The sequence below is a fragment of the Flavobacterium amniphilum genome (assembly GCF_023634845.1).
Taxonomy (GTDB): Bacteria; Bacteroidota; Bacteroidia; order Flavobacteriales; family Flavobacteriaceae; genus Flavobacterium; species Flavobacterium amniphilum.
Map to the genome: position 1 here is coordinate 38,309 of NZ_JAMLJL010000017.1, position 15,443 is coordinate 53,751.

Annotated in this window: 14 protein-coding genes; 6 read left to right on the forward strand and 8 right to left on the reverse strand. The window is 36.0% G+C overall.

What is annotated here, in order from left to right; translation table 11 throughout:
- Positions 1-196 precede the first annotated feature (196 nt).
- The 5 genes from asnB to NAT51_RS16255 form a co-directional block, all read right to left on the reverse strand.
- Positions 197-1,813, reverse strand: coding sequence for an asparagine synthase B (gene asnB / locus NAT51_RS16235; RefSeq protein WP_250600534.1), 1,617 nt, complete (start codon positions 1,811-1,813; stop codon positions 197-199).
- A 252-nt stretch (positions 1,814-2,065) separates the two neighbouring features.
- The gene (locus NAT51_RS16240; RefSeq protein ID WP_250600536.1) at positions 2,066-3,688 is read right to left on the reverse strand and encodes an amidohydrolase; all 1,623 of its coding nucleotides are present in this window, start codon (positions 3,686-3,688) and stop codon (positions 2,066-2,068) included.
- Positions 3,689-4,138 carry a GreA/GreB family elongation factor gene (locus NAT51_RS16245; RefSeq protein WP_250600539.1) on the reverse strand — a complete coding sequence of 150 codons (450 nt, stop codon included), beginning with the start codon at positions 4,136-4,138 and terminating at the stop codon, positions 3,689-3,691. It lies immediately after the preceding gene.
- A gap of 73 nt (positions 4,139-4,211) precedes the next feature.
- Positions 4,212-5,987: a TonB-dependent receptor domain-containing protein gene (locus tag NAT51_RS16250; RefSeq protein ID WP_250600541.1), complete on the reverse strand. Its 1,776-nt coding sequence runs from the start codon at positions 5,985-5,987 to the stop codon at positions 4,212-4,214.
- Positions 5,988-6,020: 33 nt separating this feature from the next.
- Positions 6,021-9,032, reverse strand: a complete 3,012-nt coding sequence (locus tag NAT51_RS16255) for a tetratricopeptide repeat protein (protein WP_250600543.1) — start codon at positions 9,030-9,032, stop codon at positions 6,021-6,023.
- 149 nt (positions 9,033-9,181) lie between these two features.
- Between NAT51_RS16255 and NAT51_RS16260 the strand changes: the two genes are divergently transcribed.
- The 4 genes from NAT51_RS16260 (at position 9,182) to ygiD (ending at position 12,683) form a co-directional block, all read left to right on the forward strand.
- Complete coding sequence (locus tag NAT51_RS16260; RefSeq protein ID WP_250600545.1) at positions 9,182-9,865, forward strand: cell division ATP-binding protein FtsE; 684 nt, start codon at positions 9,182-9,184, stop codon at positions 9,863-9,865.
- A 97-nt stretch (positions 9,866-9,962) separates the two neighbouring features.
- Positions 9,963-10,625 (forward strand): GH25 family lysozyme, encoded by a 663-nt coding sequence (locus tag NAT51_RS16265; RefSeq protein WP_250600547.1) that lies wholly within the window; start codon positions 9,963-9,965, stop codon positions 10,623-10,625.
- Between the two features lie 629 nt (positions 10,626-11,254).
- Positions 11,255-11,788, forward strand: a complete 534-nt coding sequence (locus NAT51_RS16270) for an NADPH-dependent FMN reductase (RefSeq protein ID WP_250600549.1) — start codon at positions 11,255-11,257, stop codon at positions 11,786-11,788.
- Between the two features lie 61 nt (positions 11,789-11,849).
- Positions 11,850-12,683, forward strand: a complete 834-nt coding sequence (ygiD, locus tag NAT51_RS16275) for a 4,5-DOPA-extradiol-dioxygenase (RefSeq protein WP_250600551.1) — start codon at positions 11,850-11,852, stop codon at positions 12,681-12,683.
- Positions 12,684-12,719: 36 nt separating this feature from the next.
- On the opposite strand, the gene NAT51_RS16280 is transcribed toward ygiD, so the two are convergent.
- Genes NAT51_RS16280 through NAT51_RS16290 form a run of 3 tightly spaced genes read right to left on the reverse strand, consistent with a single transcriptional unit; the run spans position 12,720 to position 14,216 of the window.
- Positions 12,720-13,040, reverse strand: coding sequence for a rhodanese-like domain-containing protein (locus NAT51_RS16280; RefSeq protein WP_250600553.1), 321 nt, complete (start codon positions 13,038-13,040; stop codon positions 12,720-12,722).
- A gap of 30 nt (positions 13,041-13,070) precedes the next feature.
- Positions 13,071-13,682, reverse strand: coding sequence for a thioredoxin family protein (locus tag NAT51_RS16285; protein ID WP_250600555.1), 612 nt, complete (start codon positions 13,680-13,682; stop codon positions 13,071-13,073).
- A 6-nt stretch (positions 13,683-13,688) separates the two neighbouring features.
- Positions 13,689-14,216: a TlpA family protein disulfide reductase gene (locus tag NAT51_RS16290; protein ID WP_250600557.1), complete on the reverse strand. Its 528-nt coding sequence runs from the start codon at positions 14,214-14,216 to the stop codon at positions 13,689-13,691.
- Between the two features lie 133 nt (positions 14,217-14,349).
- Here NAT51_RS16290 and NAT51_RS16295 point away from each other — a divergent pair, with 133 nt between their 5' ends.
- Entirely contained in the window at positions 14,350-14,802 is a 453-nt protein-coding gene (locus NAT51_RS16295; RefSeq protein WP_250600559.1) for a MarR family winged helix-turn-helix transcriptional regulator, read from the forward strand.
- Positions 14,803-14,806: 4 nt separating this feature from the next.
- Positions 14,807-15,439 carry an NAD(P)H-dependent oxidoreductase gene (locus NAT51_RS16300; protein ID WP_250600561.1) on the forward strand — a complete coding sequence of 211 codons (633 nt, stop codon included), beginning with the start codon at positions 14,807-14,809 and terminating at the stop codon, positions 15,437-15,439.
- Positions 15,440-15,443 lie beyond the last annotated feature (4 nt).

Below are 15,443 nucleotides of genomic sequence, written 5' to 3' on the forward strand. Positions count from 1 at the left end.
TATATGAAAATGGTAGTACTTTAATCTATTTTCACTGCCAAAATACCTTGAAGTTATCAACATTTTGTGAATAAAAACCGATTTACAAACTCCGTTATCAACTACAAAAAAACACATTTAAAATTAATGCATAAAAAAATTCCAAATCCCTTGACAAATAAGGAATTTGGAATTTCAGAAAACAGATTCCGAACAGTTATACTTCCAATCCAGTTTTGGCAATTTCAGTATCCGCTTTTACGTGGGCTGCGTTGGCTCTTCCACTTGGATCAGTATTTGCCTGCCATTTCGGTATCCATTTGCGTACGGTTTGTGCTGCACTTTCCTGTGGATAAAATTTATTGAAGATGCTGCGGTAATAATAAGCTTCTTTTGTTGTTGGCGTATTGTACGGAAACAATTGTGAAGCCATATCCAATTGCTCATCAGTTACCTGAGATGCACAATATTCAATCAATGTATCAATCCAGTTATATCCTACACCATCTGAAAACTGTTCTTTCTGGCGCCATAAAACTTCCTCAGGTAAATAAGGTTGTTCCGGAGTATCAAATGCCTTACGGAGGATGTATTTTTCGATTCCTTTATATGTTTTAGGCAATTTCTCTTCCGCTTGGATACACATAGTCAAATCCAGAAAATCTTTATCTAAAAACGGCACACGCGCTTCTAATCCATGTGCCATTGTTGATTTATCGGCACGTAGCAAATCTGCTGTGAACAATTTTTGAACTCTTTCAATGCATTCTTTCTGGAAATCTTCAGTAGATGGTGCATTTCTGAAGTATAGATAACCCCCAAAAACTTCATCAGAACCTTCACCTGAAAGCACTACCTTAATTCCTCTTTCTGCAATTGCTTTAGAAAGGAAATACATGGGCGTACTGGCTCTTACAGAAGTTACATCATAAGTTTCCAAATGCCAGATTAATTTTTCCAGCACTTCGATTCCCTGATCAATTGTAAAATGAATTTCATGGTGTTTTGTCCCTAAAAATTCAGCCACTTTTCTGGCAGCAGCAGCATCAGGCGCCGCTTCATCCAAACCAATTGAAAATGAATGCAGTTCTTTCCCTTTTTCTTTCAATAATCTTGCCGCAATAGCTGAAGTCAGTGAAGAATCCAATCCTCCCGAAAGCAAAACACCAATGGGCACATCACTCATTAATCTTTTTCTGGTTGCTTCTGTCAATGATTCCCTGATCGCTTTCAAATCCAATTCAACATCTGCTTTTTTGTAATCTTCATAATCCGGTTTGTAATATTTCACAAAACCTGTTTTTGGCGTATAAAAATGTCCGGGAGGAAAAGTTGAAAAAGTTTTACATTGATCGGCAATTGTTTTCATTTCAGAAGTGAAATAATATCTTCCGCGTTCATCAATTCCATAATACAAAGGCTTCACTCCCAACGGATCACGCCCGGCAATAAAATCGTCACCGTCAACCACGACAAAGGCAAAATCACCATCCAGCATATGCACAAAATCGTATCCAAATTTTTCATACAGATGCACAATCACTTCTGAATCTGATTTGGTTCTGAAGACATGATCTTTTAAAACTGTTTCTCTCAACTCCTGATGGTTGTAAATTTCTCCATTATGCACCATATAAGCCGTTGAAGTTCCCTGAATAGGCTGGCGTCCCGAGTGCAAATCAATAATAGATAAACGCTCATGGCTCAAAATATGTCCTTGTTCGGTCACATGGATATCACTTTCGTCCGGACCGCGGTGTGACATTCTTTTTGAAATGATTTTTACTAATTCAACATCTTTTCCTTTTCCGATAATGGCTAAAATTCCGCACATAATTTATTTTGTTTCGATTAATTGACTAACTATTTTATTTCTGAAACAAAATTGCGTTATTAAGTTTTAATTATAAACCATAAATTAAATTTTAATTACAATTAAAAACCAAATGAAAATAAAAAGAATAAAATTGTAACAAAATCCGTTTATTTTTACACAGAAAAGTTAAAAACTGTAATTTGAAATAAAAAAAGCCAGTCATTTACTTTAAACTGACTGGCTTTTAATAGATGATTCAACAACTTTAAATTATTTCACCTGCTTTCCTTTGATAAAAGTATTAACCGGCTTCACAAAAGGAATTGCATCGATATCTTCCGTCAATAAATCATTGTCAAAAATGGTAAAATCGGCCCATTTTCCAACTTCAAGACTTCCTTTTTCATTTTCTTCAAAATTGGAATAGGCAGCCCAGATAGTCATTCCTTTTAACGTTTCTTCACGTGTTAAGGCATTTTCAGGCTGAAAACCACCTTCAGGGTAATTTTTCAAATCCTTTCTGGCTACAGCCGCATAAAAAGTATACATCGGATTCACTTCTTCAATTGGGAAATCGGTACCCAAAGCAATGATTCCGGCTTTATCCAACATCTTTTTATAAGCATACGAATTTTTAATACGGCTACTTCCCAATCTTTTCTCAGCCCAATACATATCTGAAGTAGCATGTGTTGGCTGAACCGAAGGTATAATATTCAGACTGAACGCATCAAAATCTTTCTCCAGCATGATTTGGGCATGCTCAATTTTCCAACGACGGTCCGATTTATCTTTCAAAACCTCTTTATAAATATTCAGTAAAACTGCATTGGTTGAATCGCCAATCGCATGTGAATTCATCTGATAATCAGAATCAGCAATTTGCTTTGCCATTTTTTTTATATCAGCTATCGGTGACAACAACGCACCGAAATGTTTCGGCATGTCTGAATATTCATTATGCAAACACGCACCACGGGAACCCAACGCACCGTCTCCCATAAATTTGAATGATCTTACATTCAGTTTATCAGTTTTGTAAACGCCTAATTGTGTATACAAATCAACATTATCCTGAGTGGCTTTTACCATTGCATAAATATTGATATCCAATTCGTTTTTTTGCTGCAGCGTATCAATCAAATCAATGATTTCTTTTTCCAGTCCGGCTTCATTGATAGTTGTCAGACCATGATCAAACATAACCTTTTGCGCGTCTTTTAATGCCTGGATTTGGGTTTCTTTCTTTGGTTTAGGCACAACAGCGTAAACTTTTTCCATTGGATTATCTATCAAAATCCCGGTAAGTTCACCATCCTTGATTTCGATTTGTCCGCCTTCAATTTTTGTTGTTTTTCTGATGCCGGCCAACTCCAATGCTTTACTATTGGCAAGCATTGCATGTCCGTCAATACGTGTTAAGGCAACAGGTGTATTAGGAAAAAGTGCGTCCAATTCCTTTTTGCTTGGAAATTCTTTTACCTTCCAGTCATTTTGATCCCAACCACGTCCGATAATAAAATTGACATTTTTCTCTTTCTGGAAAGCCGTTACTTTATCCAAAACTTCCTGAAAACTCTGAGTTCCTCTCAAATTCACGGTTTGCAGGTTCATCCCGAAACTGTAAAAATGGGCATGGGCGTCATAAAACCCCGGATATACAAATTTACCCTCGGCATTAATCGTTTTTACGGCTTTATACTTTTTTATTAAATCAGCTGTTTTCCCTACTGCAATAATCTTTCCTGATTTGACCGCCATGGCTTCGGCTTGATCAAACTTTGGATTAACCGTATAAATAGTCGCATTTGTAATTAATAAATCGGCGTTCTGTTTTTGCGCAAAAATAGCTTGAGAAGCTAAAAAAAAGCTTATAAATAGTATTTTTTTCATTTATTCGATAGAAAGTATTTGGTATTGTACAGAATTTAATTGAAAGGAATGTCCGGCTTCTTTTCCTATTAATTCAGATCCCAAAGGAGATTGAGGAGAAATTCCGAATATATTTTGCCCGTCAATGGTGATTTTTGGCAAAGCTGCAGCAATAAAAACAGTAAGGTTATTGGTTTTAACCAAGCTTCCCATAGCTGCTTTTTTATAAGATGTTGCCGTATCAATTTTTTCCAGAATTGCTTTATGTTCAATAGCCTCTTTAAGCTTATTGGTCAGTTTTTCCTGTTCCAGATGCATCATGGACAATGCTGTTTCGTGCTTATCACCGGCCGAGCCTTTGGCATCATTTAATGAATCTTCGGTAAGGCCCGAAATCATATCCTGAAAAACATCAATTTTATCCTGAATGATTTGCAAATACTGCTTGTAGATAGTTTGTTTTAAAGACATTAACGTATAAAAGAAATTAGACTTCCTGAGTTTTCAAATTTATTCAAAAATCCAAGAAGTCTAACATCTAAAATTAAAAATCAAATTTATAACTGGCCCCGAGAATCGCCTGGGCACCCTGTACCGGATAATTCAGCCATTTTTGATAGTTTTGGTTAGCCAGATTATTTCCTTTCAGGAAAACAGTTAAACGTTCATTATGCTTGTATCCCACATGTGCATTAATATCAAAATAACTTTCCAGCTTTTGTTTCGAATCCGGATTTGGGAATGACTGATAATTTGTAAAAGCATCAAAACGTTCCCCTACATAAAACAACTGAGAACCGGCATACCATTTTTTACCGATATTGAAATCAGTTGTAAAACCGGCTTTTACCGTAGGCATATTCCAAGCTTCTTCCTGATCCTTGGTATCGTAACTATATACTTGAGCATTTATCCCTATTGTCACATTTTTATTTACGTCTGCTTTTAACTCACCGCCAAATGATATTGTTTTCACATTATCATACACCACTGAAAATGAATTACCATAGCTGTAATTATCTGTTGGATCAGACAAGTAAGGATTCGATTTGAATAAAGGCATATTTTCTGTAGAATCATATCCTGCTTTCAGGTTATATGCAACCGTATTAGCCAATTTACCTTTCAATCCGGCATAGATATTGAATTGGTTGTTTGTGGGTTCCAACAATAATGTTGGTGATAAAAACTTATTCTGCCCAGCAAAACTTTCATATGAATTTTGTCTCAATCCACCTTCCGCACCGGCAAAAAACACCATAATATCTTTTACTAAATTATAAGATGCCTTGATTTTCGGGAAAATATAAAATTCATTGTTTAAATCGGTTTCAACTCCATTATAAATATCTTTCATTCTTGAAAAATAAGTCACTTCGGCACCTAATTCAATAGATAAATCGTCTTTTAAAATGGTAAAGCTTGGATTTGCAGAAAATATCAGGTTTGATTTTTCGATATTCGTTGCAACATCAGGCGCCGGCGTTTCTAAATTATAAATGGTTTCAAAACTTGAATTCAAGTAGTCCAGTCCGAATTTCAATTTCACTGCTGTATCATTGAAATCGAAGTTGAAAGCCGGCTTGATAATAAAACGGTTTTCCCTTGAGCCGTAATTATCGCTGAATCCAATAAAATTTAGGTTTACTTTATCGAAAAAACTTTTGGTAACAGCTAATTCGGAACCAATTGTCAATGTGTTGTAAGTATGGCCTGGATCAATAACATTAAGATTCGCTTCATCAAAATTAGGATTTTCCAACGGAGCGCCATACCAATTATAGCCTTCATATTTATAACCCAAATCCACTTTAAAGCTGGTTTCATTGCGGTTATAGCCATACATTGCATTTATTGAAGTTTCACCAAATGCATCGTCTAACTTCACACCGTCAATTCCGCCCTGCGATGACTGGTGACGGAACATACCGCCTGCATATTGGAATTTATCGATTTCATGTGAAATGAACAATTCGCCTAAAATGGTTTTGTAATTCCCGAAGCCTAAAGTGGCATAATTCGGATATAACTTTTCCTGTTTCGCTTTGTCAACAGCAGCAGCTTTTCCTTTTGCAGGAACAAATGTTGAAGCCACCGGAAATGAAAAAATCTGGTACTTGACTTCTTCTTTTTTAGTGGTTTCCTGATCTTCAATAACCGGAACCTCTTTTACTTTGTAGGCATCTGAAATCGTTGGTGTATAAGGCTTCACCACATTTACGACTTCCGTTCCGATGTTTTCGTCTTTCTTTTGGGCGCTGACCGTCTGGAAAGCTGCCAATATTACTATAAACGATGTATATATCTTGATTCTGTTCATACTATATCTTTATAAATGAGACTTGGAGTCTGTTTATTTTCCAACCGATGAATTAGTTTTCGCTTCTTCTGCTCTTATTTTTGCCAATTCTGTTTGTGCTTCTGCAATGACATCTTCAAAATCCGGGAAGTTTTTGATGACACTTTCTAAAATATAAGTCGCTTGGAAACTGTCTTTCAAGCCGTAGAAATTTTTAGCCATAACCACTAGTCCTTTTGCACCGAAATATTTATATCCTGAATATTCTTTGGCTAATTTTTGTACCACGGTATTTGAAGCATCGAATTTCCCTTCTTTGTGTTTGAAATAAGCATCGTAGAACAAAGCTTCAGCCGCTAATTCACCTTTGGCTATTTTTTGCAGTTTGGCATAAGCATCTTTGGCTTTGACTTCATCACCTACCTGAATTGCCGATCTTGCAATAATAATCTGCCCGTCACTCTTGATTTTATTATCTGATTTCGGGTTAGTCAGAACTTTTTCAGCATACACAACCGCTTTCGCATAATCTTTAGTATCATAATAGCCTTTCATTAGATTTGCCTGAGCATACGTTTTATTTTGAGGATAATCGGCTTCTGACTCCAATCGTAATAATACCGGAATTGCTTTGGTATAATCCGCTTTTTTCACAAATAGTTCTGCCAAACGGCTTAACGACTGTTCTGTATATTCATTACGTGATTTAGCAATTATGGTTTCGTAATTGGTTACGGCTCTTTCAGTTGCACCGGTTTTATATAATGATTCGGCCAGATAGAAATTCGCTTTCAGTGAATGCAATCCGTTAGGGAAGTTTTTTACGTAGCTTGATAAACTTTCAATTGCCTGTTGGGTATTTCCCTGGGCATATTGTTTTTCGGCAGCTTCCCATGAATCATTATCCAATTCGGCATCAGAAACTTCAACATAATCCAATGTTTTTACCCACGCTGCATACTCTTCGACCCTTCCACTGTCAACATAAATCAAACGGGCCGTTTTAACTGCTTCAAGCGCTTCTTCTGTTTTAGGGAATTCTGAAGCTACTTTTTTGAATTTGCCCAAGGCCAAATCATCTTTGTTTCCGTTATAATAAATCAATCCCTGACGCAAAATTGCTTTAGCCGTGTAGCTGCTTTTTCTGTATTCTGAAATCAACTGGTCATACGTTTTAATCGCCGAAGTTGTTTCATTAATAGTCGTATAAGTGTTTGCCAATTCGAACATGGCATCATCACGGTATTGTGAATCCGGGAAGTTTTTAATAAAACTGTTGAATTCACTGATTTTCTTCTCGTTTTTTCCGGCAAAACCATAAGAAATTGCTTTTTGGAACGCCGCATAATCGACATCCACACCTTTCAAAGCAATCACTTTATCATACGCCTCGATTGCAGAAGTATATTTTGAAGTTACAAAACGGCAATCGGCTAAACGGAGATAAGCATCTACCAAGCGGGTTTTATCATCTCTTGATGTTTCAGTATATTTTGCAAAATAACCGGACGCCGACTCATACTCCTTCAATTTGAAATGTGCATAGGCAATGTTATAATTGGCATTTTTATATTCAGGTGTATCTTTTGCTTCCGCATAACCCATAAACTGTTTGAACGTCAGCAATGCATTTTGAAAATCATCCAAAACATATTCGGTTTCAGCTTTCCAGAAGGTTGCTCTTGCTGAAAATTTAGCATCTTTTTGTTCAGCAATCGATTTTTTGAAAATGGCCAAAGCTTCTTTGTAATCACCATCGGTAAACAACTCCAAACCTCTGTAGAAAGCCACTTTCTGATAAGCACCTTTTGCACCTAAAGCTTTATTCTTCTCCAATAAAACCAATGCTTCTTTGTAATTTTTAGAAGTTATATATGAGTTGACCAATAGGTTTTCAATTTCCGGTTTGTTCGGATTGTTCGGGTATTTGGTCATGAAACCGTTCAGTACTTCAGGAACACTTTGGTAAGAATTTCCGATATCGTAACTCAAGCGGGCATAATTCAGATAAGCATCTTCCTGGATTTTTAAGTCAAAAATCATTTCCGAAGCATTTTTAAACGCATTCAAAGCTTGTTGCTTTTTATCGGTTTTCAGATAACTTTCCCCTAAATGATAATAGGCATTTTGTGCCACACCATCATTACCTCCGATGATCTTATTGAATTGGGCAATAGCATTTTCGAAATCATTTTGCTTGTAATAAGCATATCCCAATTGATAATAATCGGTATTATTCCACTTCCCTTTTTTTCCTTTGTATTCTTTTAGATACGGAATCGCTTTATCATATTGCTTCAGGTTGAAATAACTTTCCCCGATGATTTTATTCAGTTCCGATTTTTCGGCAGGTGACGATTTTGGCATTGCCGCCTGTCCCAATTGGATCGCTTTTTCGAATTTACCGGATTTGAAATTCATATCGGCCTGGAAATATGACAGTTTCTCTTTGTACTTTTCTTCGCCCGAAACCGATTCAAAATATTGATTGGCTTCTTCATAATTATCACCTTCATACGCTAAAAATCCTAAGTAATATTTAGCTTGTGATCCATATTCGGGAGAGTTCTCAACCTTATTGAAGTACTGACGTGCTTCCTTCTTCTTTCCTGAATTGAAAAAACTGTATGCTTTGTAGAAATTATAACGGTCTAGTTCTTCATTGGTCAGACTCGATTCATCAACCTGATCGAACATTTCAAGCGACTTGGTATAATTTCCCTTCTCAAAATAATAAGTTGCCGCATCAACATGCGCCAGATTTTGTTTTGTACTTGTCGGATAATTTTTAATGAAAGCCTCAATCTTTTCATCGGCATTCGCCTGATCTAACTGCATGGCACAGTTTGCGCTGTAATAAGCACAATCGGATTCCAGATCAGTATTTCCGCTTTGTTTGATCTTGTCAAAAACGATTTGCGCCGATTGGTATTGTTTATTCTTATACAAAGTGATTCCCCTGTTGTATTCAACTGCGTTGTTTGTGTAGATTTCAGATTGTTGAGCCAGCAAAGATGCACTGTTCAGTATAAGAGTGAAGATAACTGTTATTGATAATTTCTTCATAAGTTTGATTTTGTATTCAAATATAGAACATTCTTATTGGGTTTAACGGCTAAAAAATAGGTTTATTATCTTTATTTTTCCACAATCCCAAAATTTATTTTGCAATAGAACGTTAACTTCTTACTTTTACGAAATAAATCACGAAACTTATGTCACAAACCATTTTATCGTTACAGAACGTTACTATATATCAAGAAAATAATCCAGTTTTAGATGACGTAAACCTAAAAGTAAACCACGGTGAGTTTCTTTACATCATTGGAAAAACAGGTTCAGGAAAAAGTAGTTTCATGAAAACATTATATGCCGATTTACCTTTAACACGAGGAGAAGGAACAATCGTAGATTACGACTTGAATGGTTTAATTGACAATGACATCCCGTTTTTGAGAAGAAAAATTGGTATTGTATTCCAGGATTTCAAATTATTACCGGACAGAACCGTAAACGCCAACATGCATTTTGTTTTAAAAGCAACAGGTTGGGAAGATGAGTTTGAAATGCAAGCTAAAATCGATGAAGTATTGGAGAAAGTTGGCATGGCCGGTAAAGCTAATAAAATGCCGCACCAATTATCAGGTGGTGAGCAACAGCGTGTAGCAATTGCACGTGCCCTACTGAATGATCCGGAACTGATCCTTGCTGATGAGCCAACCGGAAACCTTGATCCACAGACGAGTGTTGAAGTTATGGAGGTTTTACGCAAAGTAAACCAAAACGGAAAAACAGTAATCATGGCAACTCACGATTATGCCTTATTGATGAAGTATCCGTCGAAAACACTTAAATGCGAAGACGGAGCAATTTTTGAAGTGGTACAGAAAACAGCATAATAGTAAGAGAGGCGAAAGCTTCTCTTTTTTTTGCTTAAAAAATAAATTGTAAGAAAAAAGCTCTTTTTATATCTTTGACTTAACTAACTGTATAAATATGAGCACTACTATCAATTCATCTGAAACAACAAACAATAACGAAATCATTGCTGGTATTGACGTTTCGCACTTTCAAGGCAATGAAATTGATTATTTAAACAGTAGTAGCAATCAATTAAAGTTTGTCATCTGTAAGGCAACCGAAGGTGTTACGTATACCGATCCTGATTTTGCCAATAACTGGAAGATGATCAAGCAGCAAGGATTTGTAAGAGGAGCTTATCATTTTTACCATTGTGCTGATGATCCCACACAACAAGCCAATTTCTTTTTATCAACATTAGGCACTTTAGAATCAACCGACTTCCCGCCTATTGTCGATTTTGAAGAAAACAGTATCGATCAGGGATGCAACAAATCGACGATACAGCAAAATTTGCTTACGTTTTTATCCATTTTGCAACAAAAAACAGGGCGTACACCAATTTTATACACAGATAATAACATCGGCAATTCTGAAATTACTGATCCGGTGTTTGCAAATTATCCGCTTTGGATAGCCGATTACAATCAGGGGACAGCGCCTTCCGTTCCAACTGTCTGGAAAGAAAAATCATGGACGATCTGGCAGAAAACTGCCAGCTATTCTTTAGGATCTTTTACCAATGATTATGATGTATTCAATGGTAACAGTGGTGTTTTTTCGAAGTTGTTTCTTTAGGGATTAGCTCTTAGTACTTTATGAAGAGTGATTAGTAATTAGTGACCCTTTGAAGAGTATTTAGTTCAAGTTAGAAAGTCTTCGGTACCACTATGAAATCCTCAGGCCAAGTTTTAAGTCCTTAGTAATCGTTAAAAAGTGTTCAGTACCATCTAAAAAGTCTTCGGTACCACTTAAAAACTCTTAGTACCACTTAAAAACTCTTAGTACCACTTAAAAACTATCAGTACCATCTAAAAAGTCTTCGGTACCACTTAAAAACTATCAGTACCACTTAAAAACTCTTAGTACCACTTAAAAACTCTCAGTACCACTTAAAAACTCTTAGTACCACTTAAAAACTATCAGTACCATCTAAAAAGTCTTCGGTACCACTTAAAAACTCTTAGTACCACTTAAAAACTCTTAGTACCACTTAAAAAGCTATCTGTACCACTTAAAAAACTATCTGTACCATCCAAAAAGTCTTTGGTACCAGTTAAAAAACTATCTGTACCACCCAAAAAGTCTTTGGTACCACTTAAAAAATCATCAGTACCACCTGAATAAGGACCAGTACCACCTAAATAATAATTGGTACCAAGGAAATATACTCTGCTTTTTAATTAACTTTATTAAAAAATATTTTTATGAAGATAATCGCCTTTGGAGCCTCGTACAGCAAACAATCCATCAACAAAAAATTAGCAACTTACACAGCACATCAATTTGGAAATCACGAAGTGGAAGTTTTGGATTTGAATCATTATGATCTGCCCGTCTTTACTGTAGATCTTGAAAGTGAAAGCGGTCATCCGGAAATTATCCAGCATTTTATCCAGAAATTGGACAGTGCAGATTTGATAATTATTTCGATGGCAGAGCACAACGGAAGCTATACGGCTGCCTTCAAAAACTTATTTGACTGGACGTCGAGGGTGAAACTGAATATGTTTGAAAATAAAAAGCTGTTATTGTTGTCAACTTCACCCGGAGGACGCGGTGCCGAAAGTTCGTTAAAAACTGCAGTTGAACGCTTTCCGAGACATGGTGCTACAATTTTAGATAGCTTTTCCCTACCTAATTTTCATCAGAATTTTGATACTGAAAAAGGTATTCTACAGGAAGAAAAGAAGGCGCAATTAGCAGCAATTATCACCCGGATCAAATCGGAATTATCATAATACAATGAACCGCAAGGATTTCTTAAAAATACTAACCTTTTTTCCATTAATAGGATACACCATGAATTTACGGGATTTGAATAAAATGACTGAAGGCTTTCAGAATCAAGGCGGTACTAAAATGCCGATGTTATTTTTAGGACATGGGAGTCCTATGAATGCCATTGAAGAAAATGAATTTGTACAAGGATTCCGGAATGTTGCCACAGCAATTCCGAAACCCAATGCCATCTTGTGTATTTCGGCACATTGGGAAACCAAAGGGACAATGGTAACCGCCATGCAAAATCCTCCAACGATACATGATTTCGGAGGATTCCCGAAAGCTTTGTTTGATGTTCAATATCCGGCCCCCGGAAGTCCCGAACTGGCAAAAGAAACCCAGAAACTCATAACCAAAACCCCTGTTGAATTAGATGACAAATGGGGCTTGGACCATGGAGCATGGAGTGTGATTAAACACTTATACCCCAATGCTGATATTCCCGTCATTCAATTGAGTCTGGATTATTACAAAACCCCGAAAGAGCATTATGAGTTGGCCAAAGATTTAGATGCATTGCGAAACAGAGGCATTTTAATCATAGGCAGTGGCAATATGGTACATAATTTACGGATGATGGCCTGGGATAAACTGAATGCCGATGATTACAGTTATGATTGGGCACTGGAAGCCAGTACAAAAATGAAGCAATTCATACTTACCAACAACCATCAGGAACTAATTCACTACGGAAAACAGGGAAAAGCCTTTGAAATGGCCATTCCAACACCGGAACATTACCTTCCGTTATTGTATATTTTAGGAATCAAAGAAGAAAAAGAAGCCATTACACTTTTCAATGATAAAGCAGTTGCCGGGTCGCTGACCATGACCTCATTGAAAGTCGGATAAATAAAAAAGCCTTGAATTATCAAGGCTTTTTCATTGTTAATTTTTTTTCAGTTCGCTAACGGGTCCGTCCCATTCAGAGAAACCGCCCATTAAATTATAAGCTGTTTCAAAACCCAACTGATTCATGATGTTGCAAGCTTGAGCACTTCGGCCTCCCGCTTTACAGTATACATAATAGTTTTTTGACTTATCCAGTTCTTCAACCTGGTAAATAAATCCCTGTCCTTTATAAATATCAATATTGATAGCTCCCGGGATTACTCCGTCAAGACATTCGTCTTCGGTCCTAACATCAAGAACGACTGCATTATCGTCTTCCTGAAGTTTTGTCCACCAATCTTCTTGTGTTAAATTCATAGCTTTTTAATTATTTATCATTCAAAAGTACTATGCTTTTATCGAACATCCAATAGCTTTAGTGGTTTTTACTTCTATTTCCTTACCTTCCAATAAAGAATTTACTGCGTTTTCAACATATTTCACTTTTACGGCAGATGCATCGTTATAATTATCATCAATAGCACCTATATACTTTACAACATTTCCGCCTTTTGTTTTTTGGAGTAAATAAACATGAGGAGTTTTTGTAGCTCCGTATTGCGGATAGATTTTTTGGCCTTCATCAAATAAATAAGGGAATGTGAATCCTTTTTCCTTGGCACGTTCTTTCATCAAATCGAAACTGTCTTTTGGTTGAACTGCCGGATTATTTGGATTAATAGCAATAACAGGATATCCTAATGCTTTATATTTTTTATCCAAAGCAATGATTCGGTCTTCGTATGCCACTGCAAACGGGCAATGGTTGCAGGTAAATACCACGATAAAACCTTTGGCGTCTTTATAATCTTTAAGCGATACATTTTTATCGTTAACGTTTTTCAGGCTGAAATCGGTTGCAAGGTCACCAACCTGGTAGCCGGCATTTAATTTATTCAGCGTAAAAGCACTTAATCCTGCGAATAAAATGGCCAATGCCAAAAATTTTACTGTTTTCATAGTTGTTTATTTTAAGATTGATTTTAATTCTGATTCCAATTGTTCATAAGTGAATGACTGCTCATAAAACTTACTTTCCTTTCCATTATAGATTACAGTTGCCGGTATGGATCCCGACCAATTTTTGGATACTTTTTCAATCCATGAGTTAGCATCCGGATCATCAAGATGAATTACTTGTGATTGTAATTTCTTCTTAATAATAAATGGGATAAGGTTTGATTCGACTTTCTTCGGCATATCCAGACTCACCAAAATCACTTTTACACCTTTGTCCTTATAATTTTTATTCAATTCTTCAAAATGAGGCAATTCTTTCACACAAGGCAAGCACCAGGTCGCCCAGAAATTAATTACATAAGTCAATCCGTCATCTTTGTGCAGAAATCCTTCTAATGTATTAAAGTCATACGACTTCACTTCTACTCCATCTGCACTATAGGATTTAATGGGTACTATAATTGGTGGTATTGGTTTCGACTGTCCGAAAACATTAACAGTTGCCAACAATAATAACAAAACTATATTTTTCATTGTGTTGTAAATTAATTACCTAAAAATAACCATTCTTAAAACCTCAAAAGAAACATTAACAAAAATTTAATAAACACTTGTATATACAAATAAAAAAACTTCATACATTTGTACATACAAATTTCATAATGGAATGAAAATTGAAGAGGAAATAAAAAGTACAGTGGAATTGTCATTAGCAAAAAAAGTATTGCTGAATCTTTCTTACACCCGTAATGTGGTTGGGGATTGTTTTTTGGAGATTCTGAAGCCTTATGACTTATCAGGAGAACAGTATAATGTATTGCGTATTCTGAGAGGCCAAAAAGGAAAACCGGCTAATATGGCCTGCATACAGGAACGCATGCTTGCCAAGACGAGTAACACTACCCGATTAGTTGACAAATTATTAAACAAGGAACTTGTTATACGAAAAGTATGTCCTGATAACCGGAGAAAAATGGAAATAACAATTACCGATAAAGGTCTTGCTGTATTGGCTGAGCTCGATCCAATCGTAATTGAACATGAAAATTTATTTGCCGCAAAACTTACGGAACCAGAACTACATCAATTAAATGAACTATTAGAAAAATACAGAAGTTAAAAAAATGAGCAAATTTATTGAAAACCAAAACTGGCGTTATGCCACTAAAAAATTTGATGCAAGTAAAAAAATCACTGCAGAAGATTTAGAAACATTAAAAGAAGCAATCCGTTTAAGTACATCTTCTTATGGGTTACAACCTTATAAAGTATTCATTATTGAAGATCCCGCTATCCGTGAGCAATTGAAACCTGTATCTTGGGGACAATCCCAAATTACTGATGCATCTCAATTAGTTGTGTTTGCCAATTACACAAAATTAGATGAAAAAGTAATCGATACTTATGTTGAAAGAATCAGCAAAACAAGAGAAGTTCCAACAGAAGCCATTCAGGGTTACGGAGATTTCATGAAGTCTAAAATTTTGGGATTAACACCTGAAGAACAAGCAATCTGGACATCAAAACAAACGTATTTGGCACTTGGCAACCTTATTAATGCAGCTGCCGAATTAAAAATCGATGCCACACCGATGGAAGGTTTTGAACCTGAAAAATATAACGATATCTTAAACTTAAATGAATTAAATTTAAATGCTTCATTAGTGGCTACCATAGGTTACCGTCATGAAGAAGATGCTAACCAGCACGTTAAAAAAGTACGTAAATCAAAAGAAGAATTATTTATCAATTTATAATTAT

Coding starts and splice junctions, on each gene's coding strand:
- NAT51_RS16290 (WP_250600557.1), bottom strand. CDS start 14,216: ATGAAAAATATAGTTTTGTTATTATTGTTGGCAACTGTTAATGTTTTC.
- NAT51_RS16240 (WP_250600536.1), bottom strand. CDS start 3,688: ATGAAAAAAATACTATTTATAAGCTTTTTTTTAGCTTCTCAAGCTATT.
- NAT51_RS16245 (WP_250600539.1), bottom strand. CDS start 4,138: ATGTCTTTAAAACAAACTATCTACAAGCAGTATTTGCAAATCATTCAG.
- NAT51_RS16250 (WP_250600541.1), bottom strand. CDS start 5,987: ATGAACAGAATCAAGATATATACATCGTTTATAGTAATATTGGCAGCT.
- NAT51_RS16265 (WP_250600547.1), top strand. CDS start 9,963: ATGAGCACTACTATCAATTCATCTGAAACAACAAACAATAACGAAATC.
- NAT51_RS16295 (WP_250600559.1), top strand. CDS start 14,350: ATGAAAATTGAAGAGGAAATAAAAAGTACAGTGGAATTGTCATTAGCA.
- NAT51_RS16280 (WP_250600553.1), bottom strand. CDS start 13,040: ATGAATTTAACACAAGAAGATTGGTGGACAAAACTTCAGGAAGACGAT.
- NAT51_RS16270 (WP_250600549.1), top strand. CDS start 11,255: ATGAAGATAATCGCCTTTGGAGCCTCGTACAGCAAACAATCCATCAAC.
- NAT51_RS16285 (WP_250600555.1), bottom strand. CDS start 13,682: ATGAAAACAGTAAAATTTTTGGCATTGGCCATTTTATTCGCAGGATTA.
- NAT51_RS16260 (WP_250600545.1), top strand. CDS start 9,182: ATGTCACAAACCATTTTATCGTTACAGAACGTTACTATATATCAAGAA.
- asnB (WP_250600534.1), bottom strand. CDS start 1,813: ATGTGCGGAATTTTAGCCATTATCGGAAAAGGAAAAGATGTTGAATTA.
- ygiD (WP_250600551.1), top strand. CDS start 11,850: ATGAATTTACGGGATTTGAATAAAATGACTGAAGGCTTTCAGAATCAA.
- NAT51_RS16255 (WP_250600543.1), bottom strand. CDS start 9,032: ATGAAGAAATTATCAATAACAGTTATCTTCACTCTTATACTGAACAGT.
- NAT51_RS16300 (WP_250600561.1), top strand. CDS start 14,807: ATGAGCAAATTTATTGAAAACCAAAACTGGCGTTATGCCACTAAAAAA.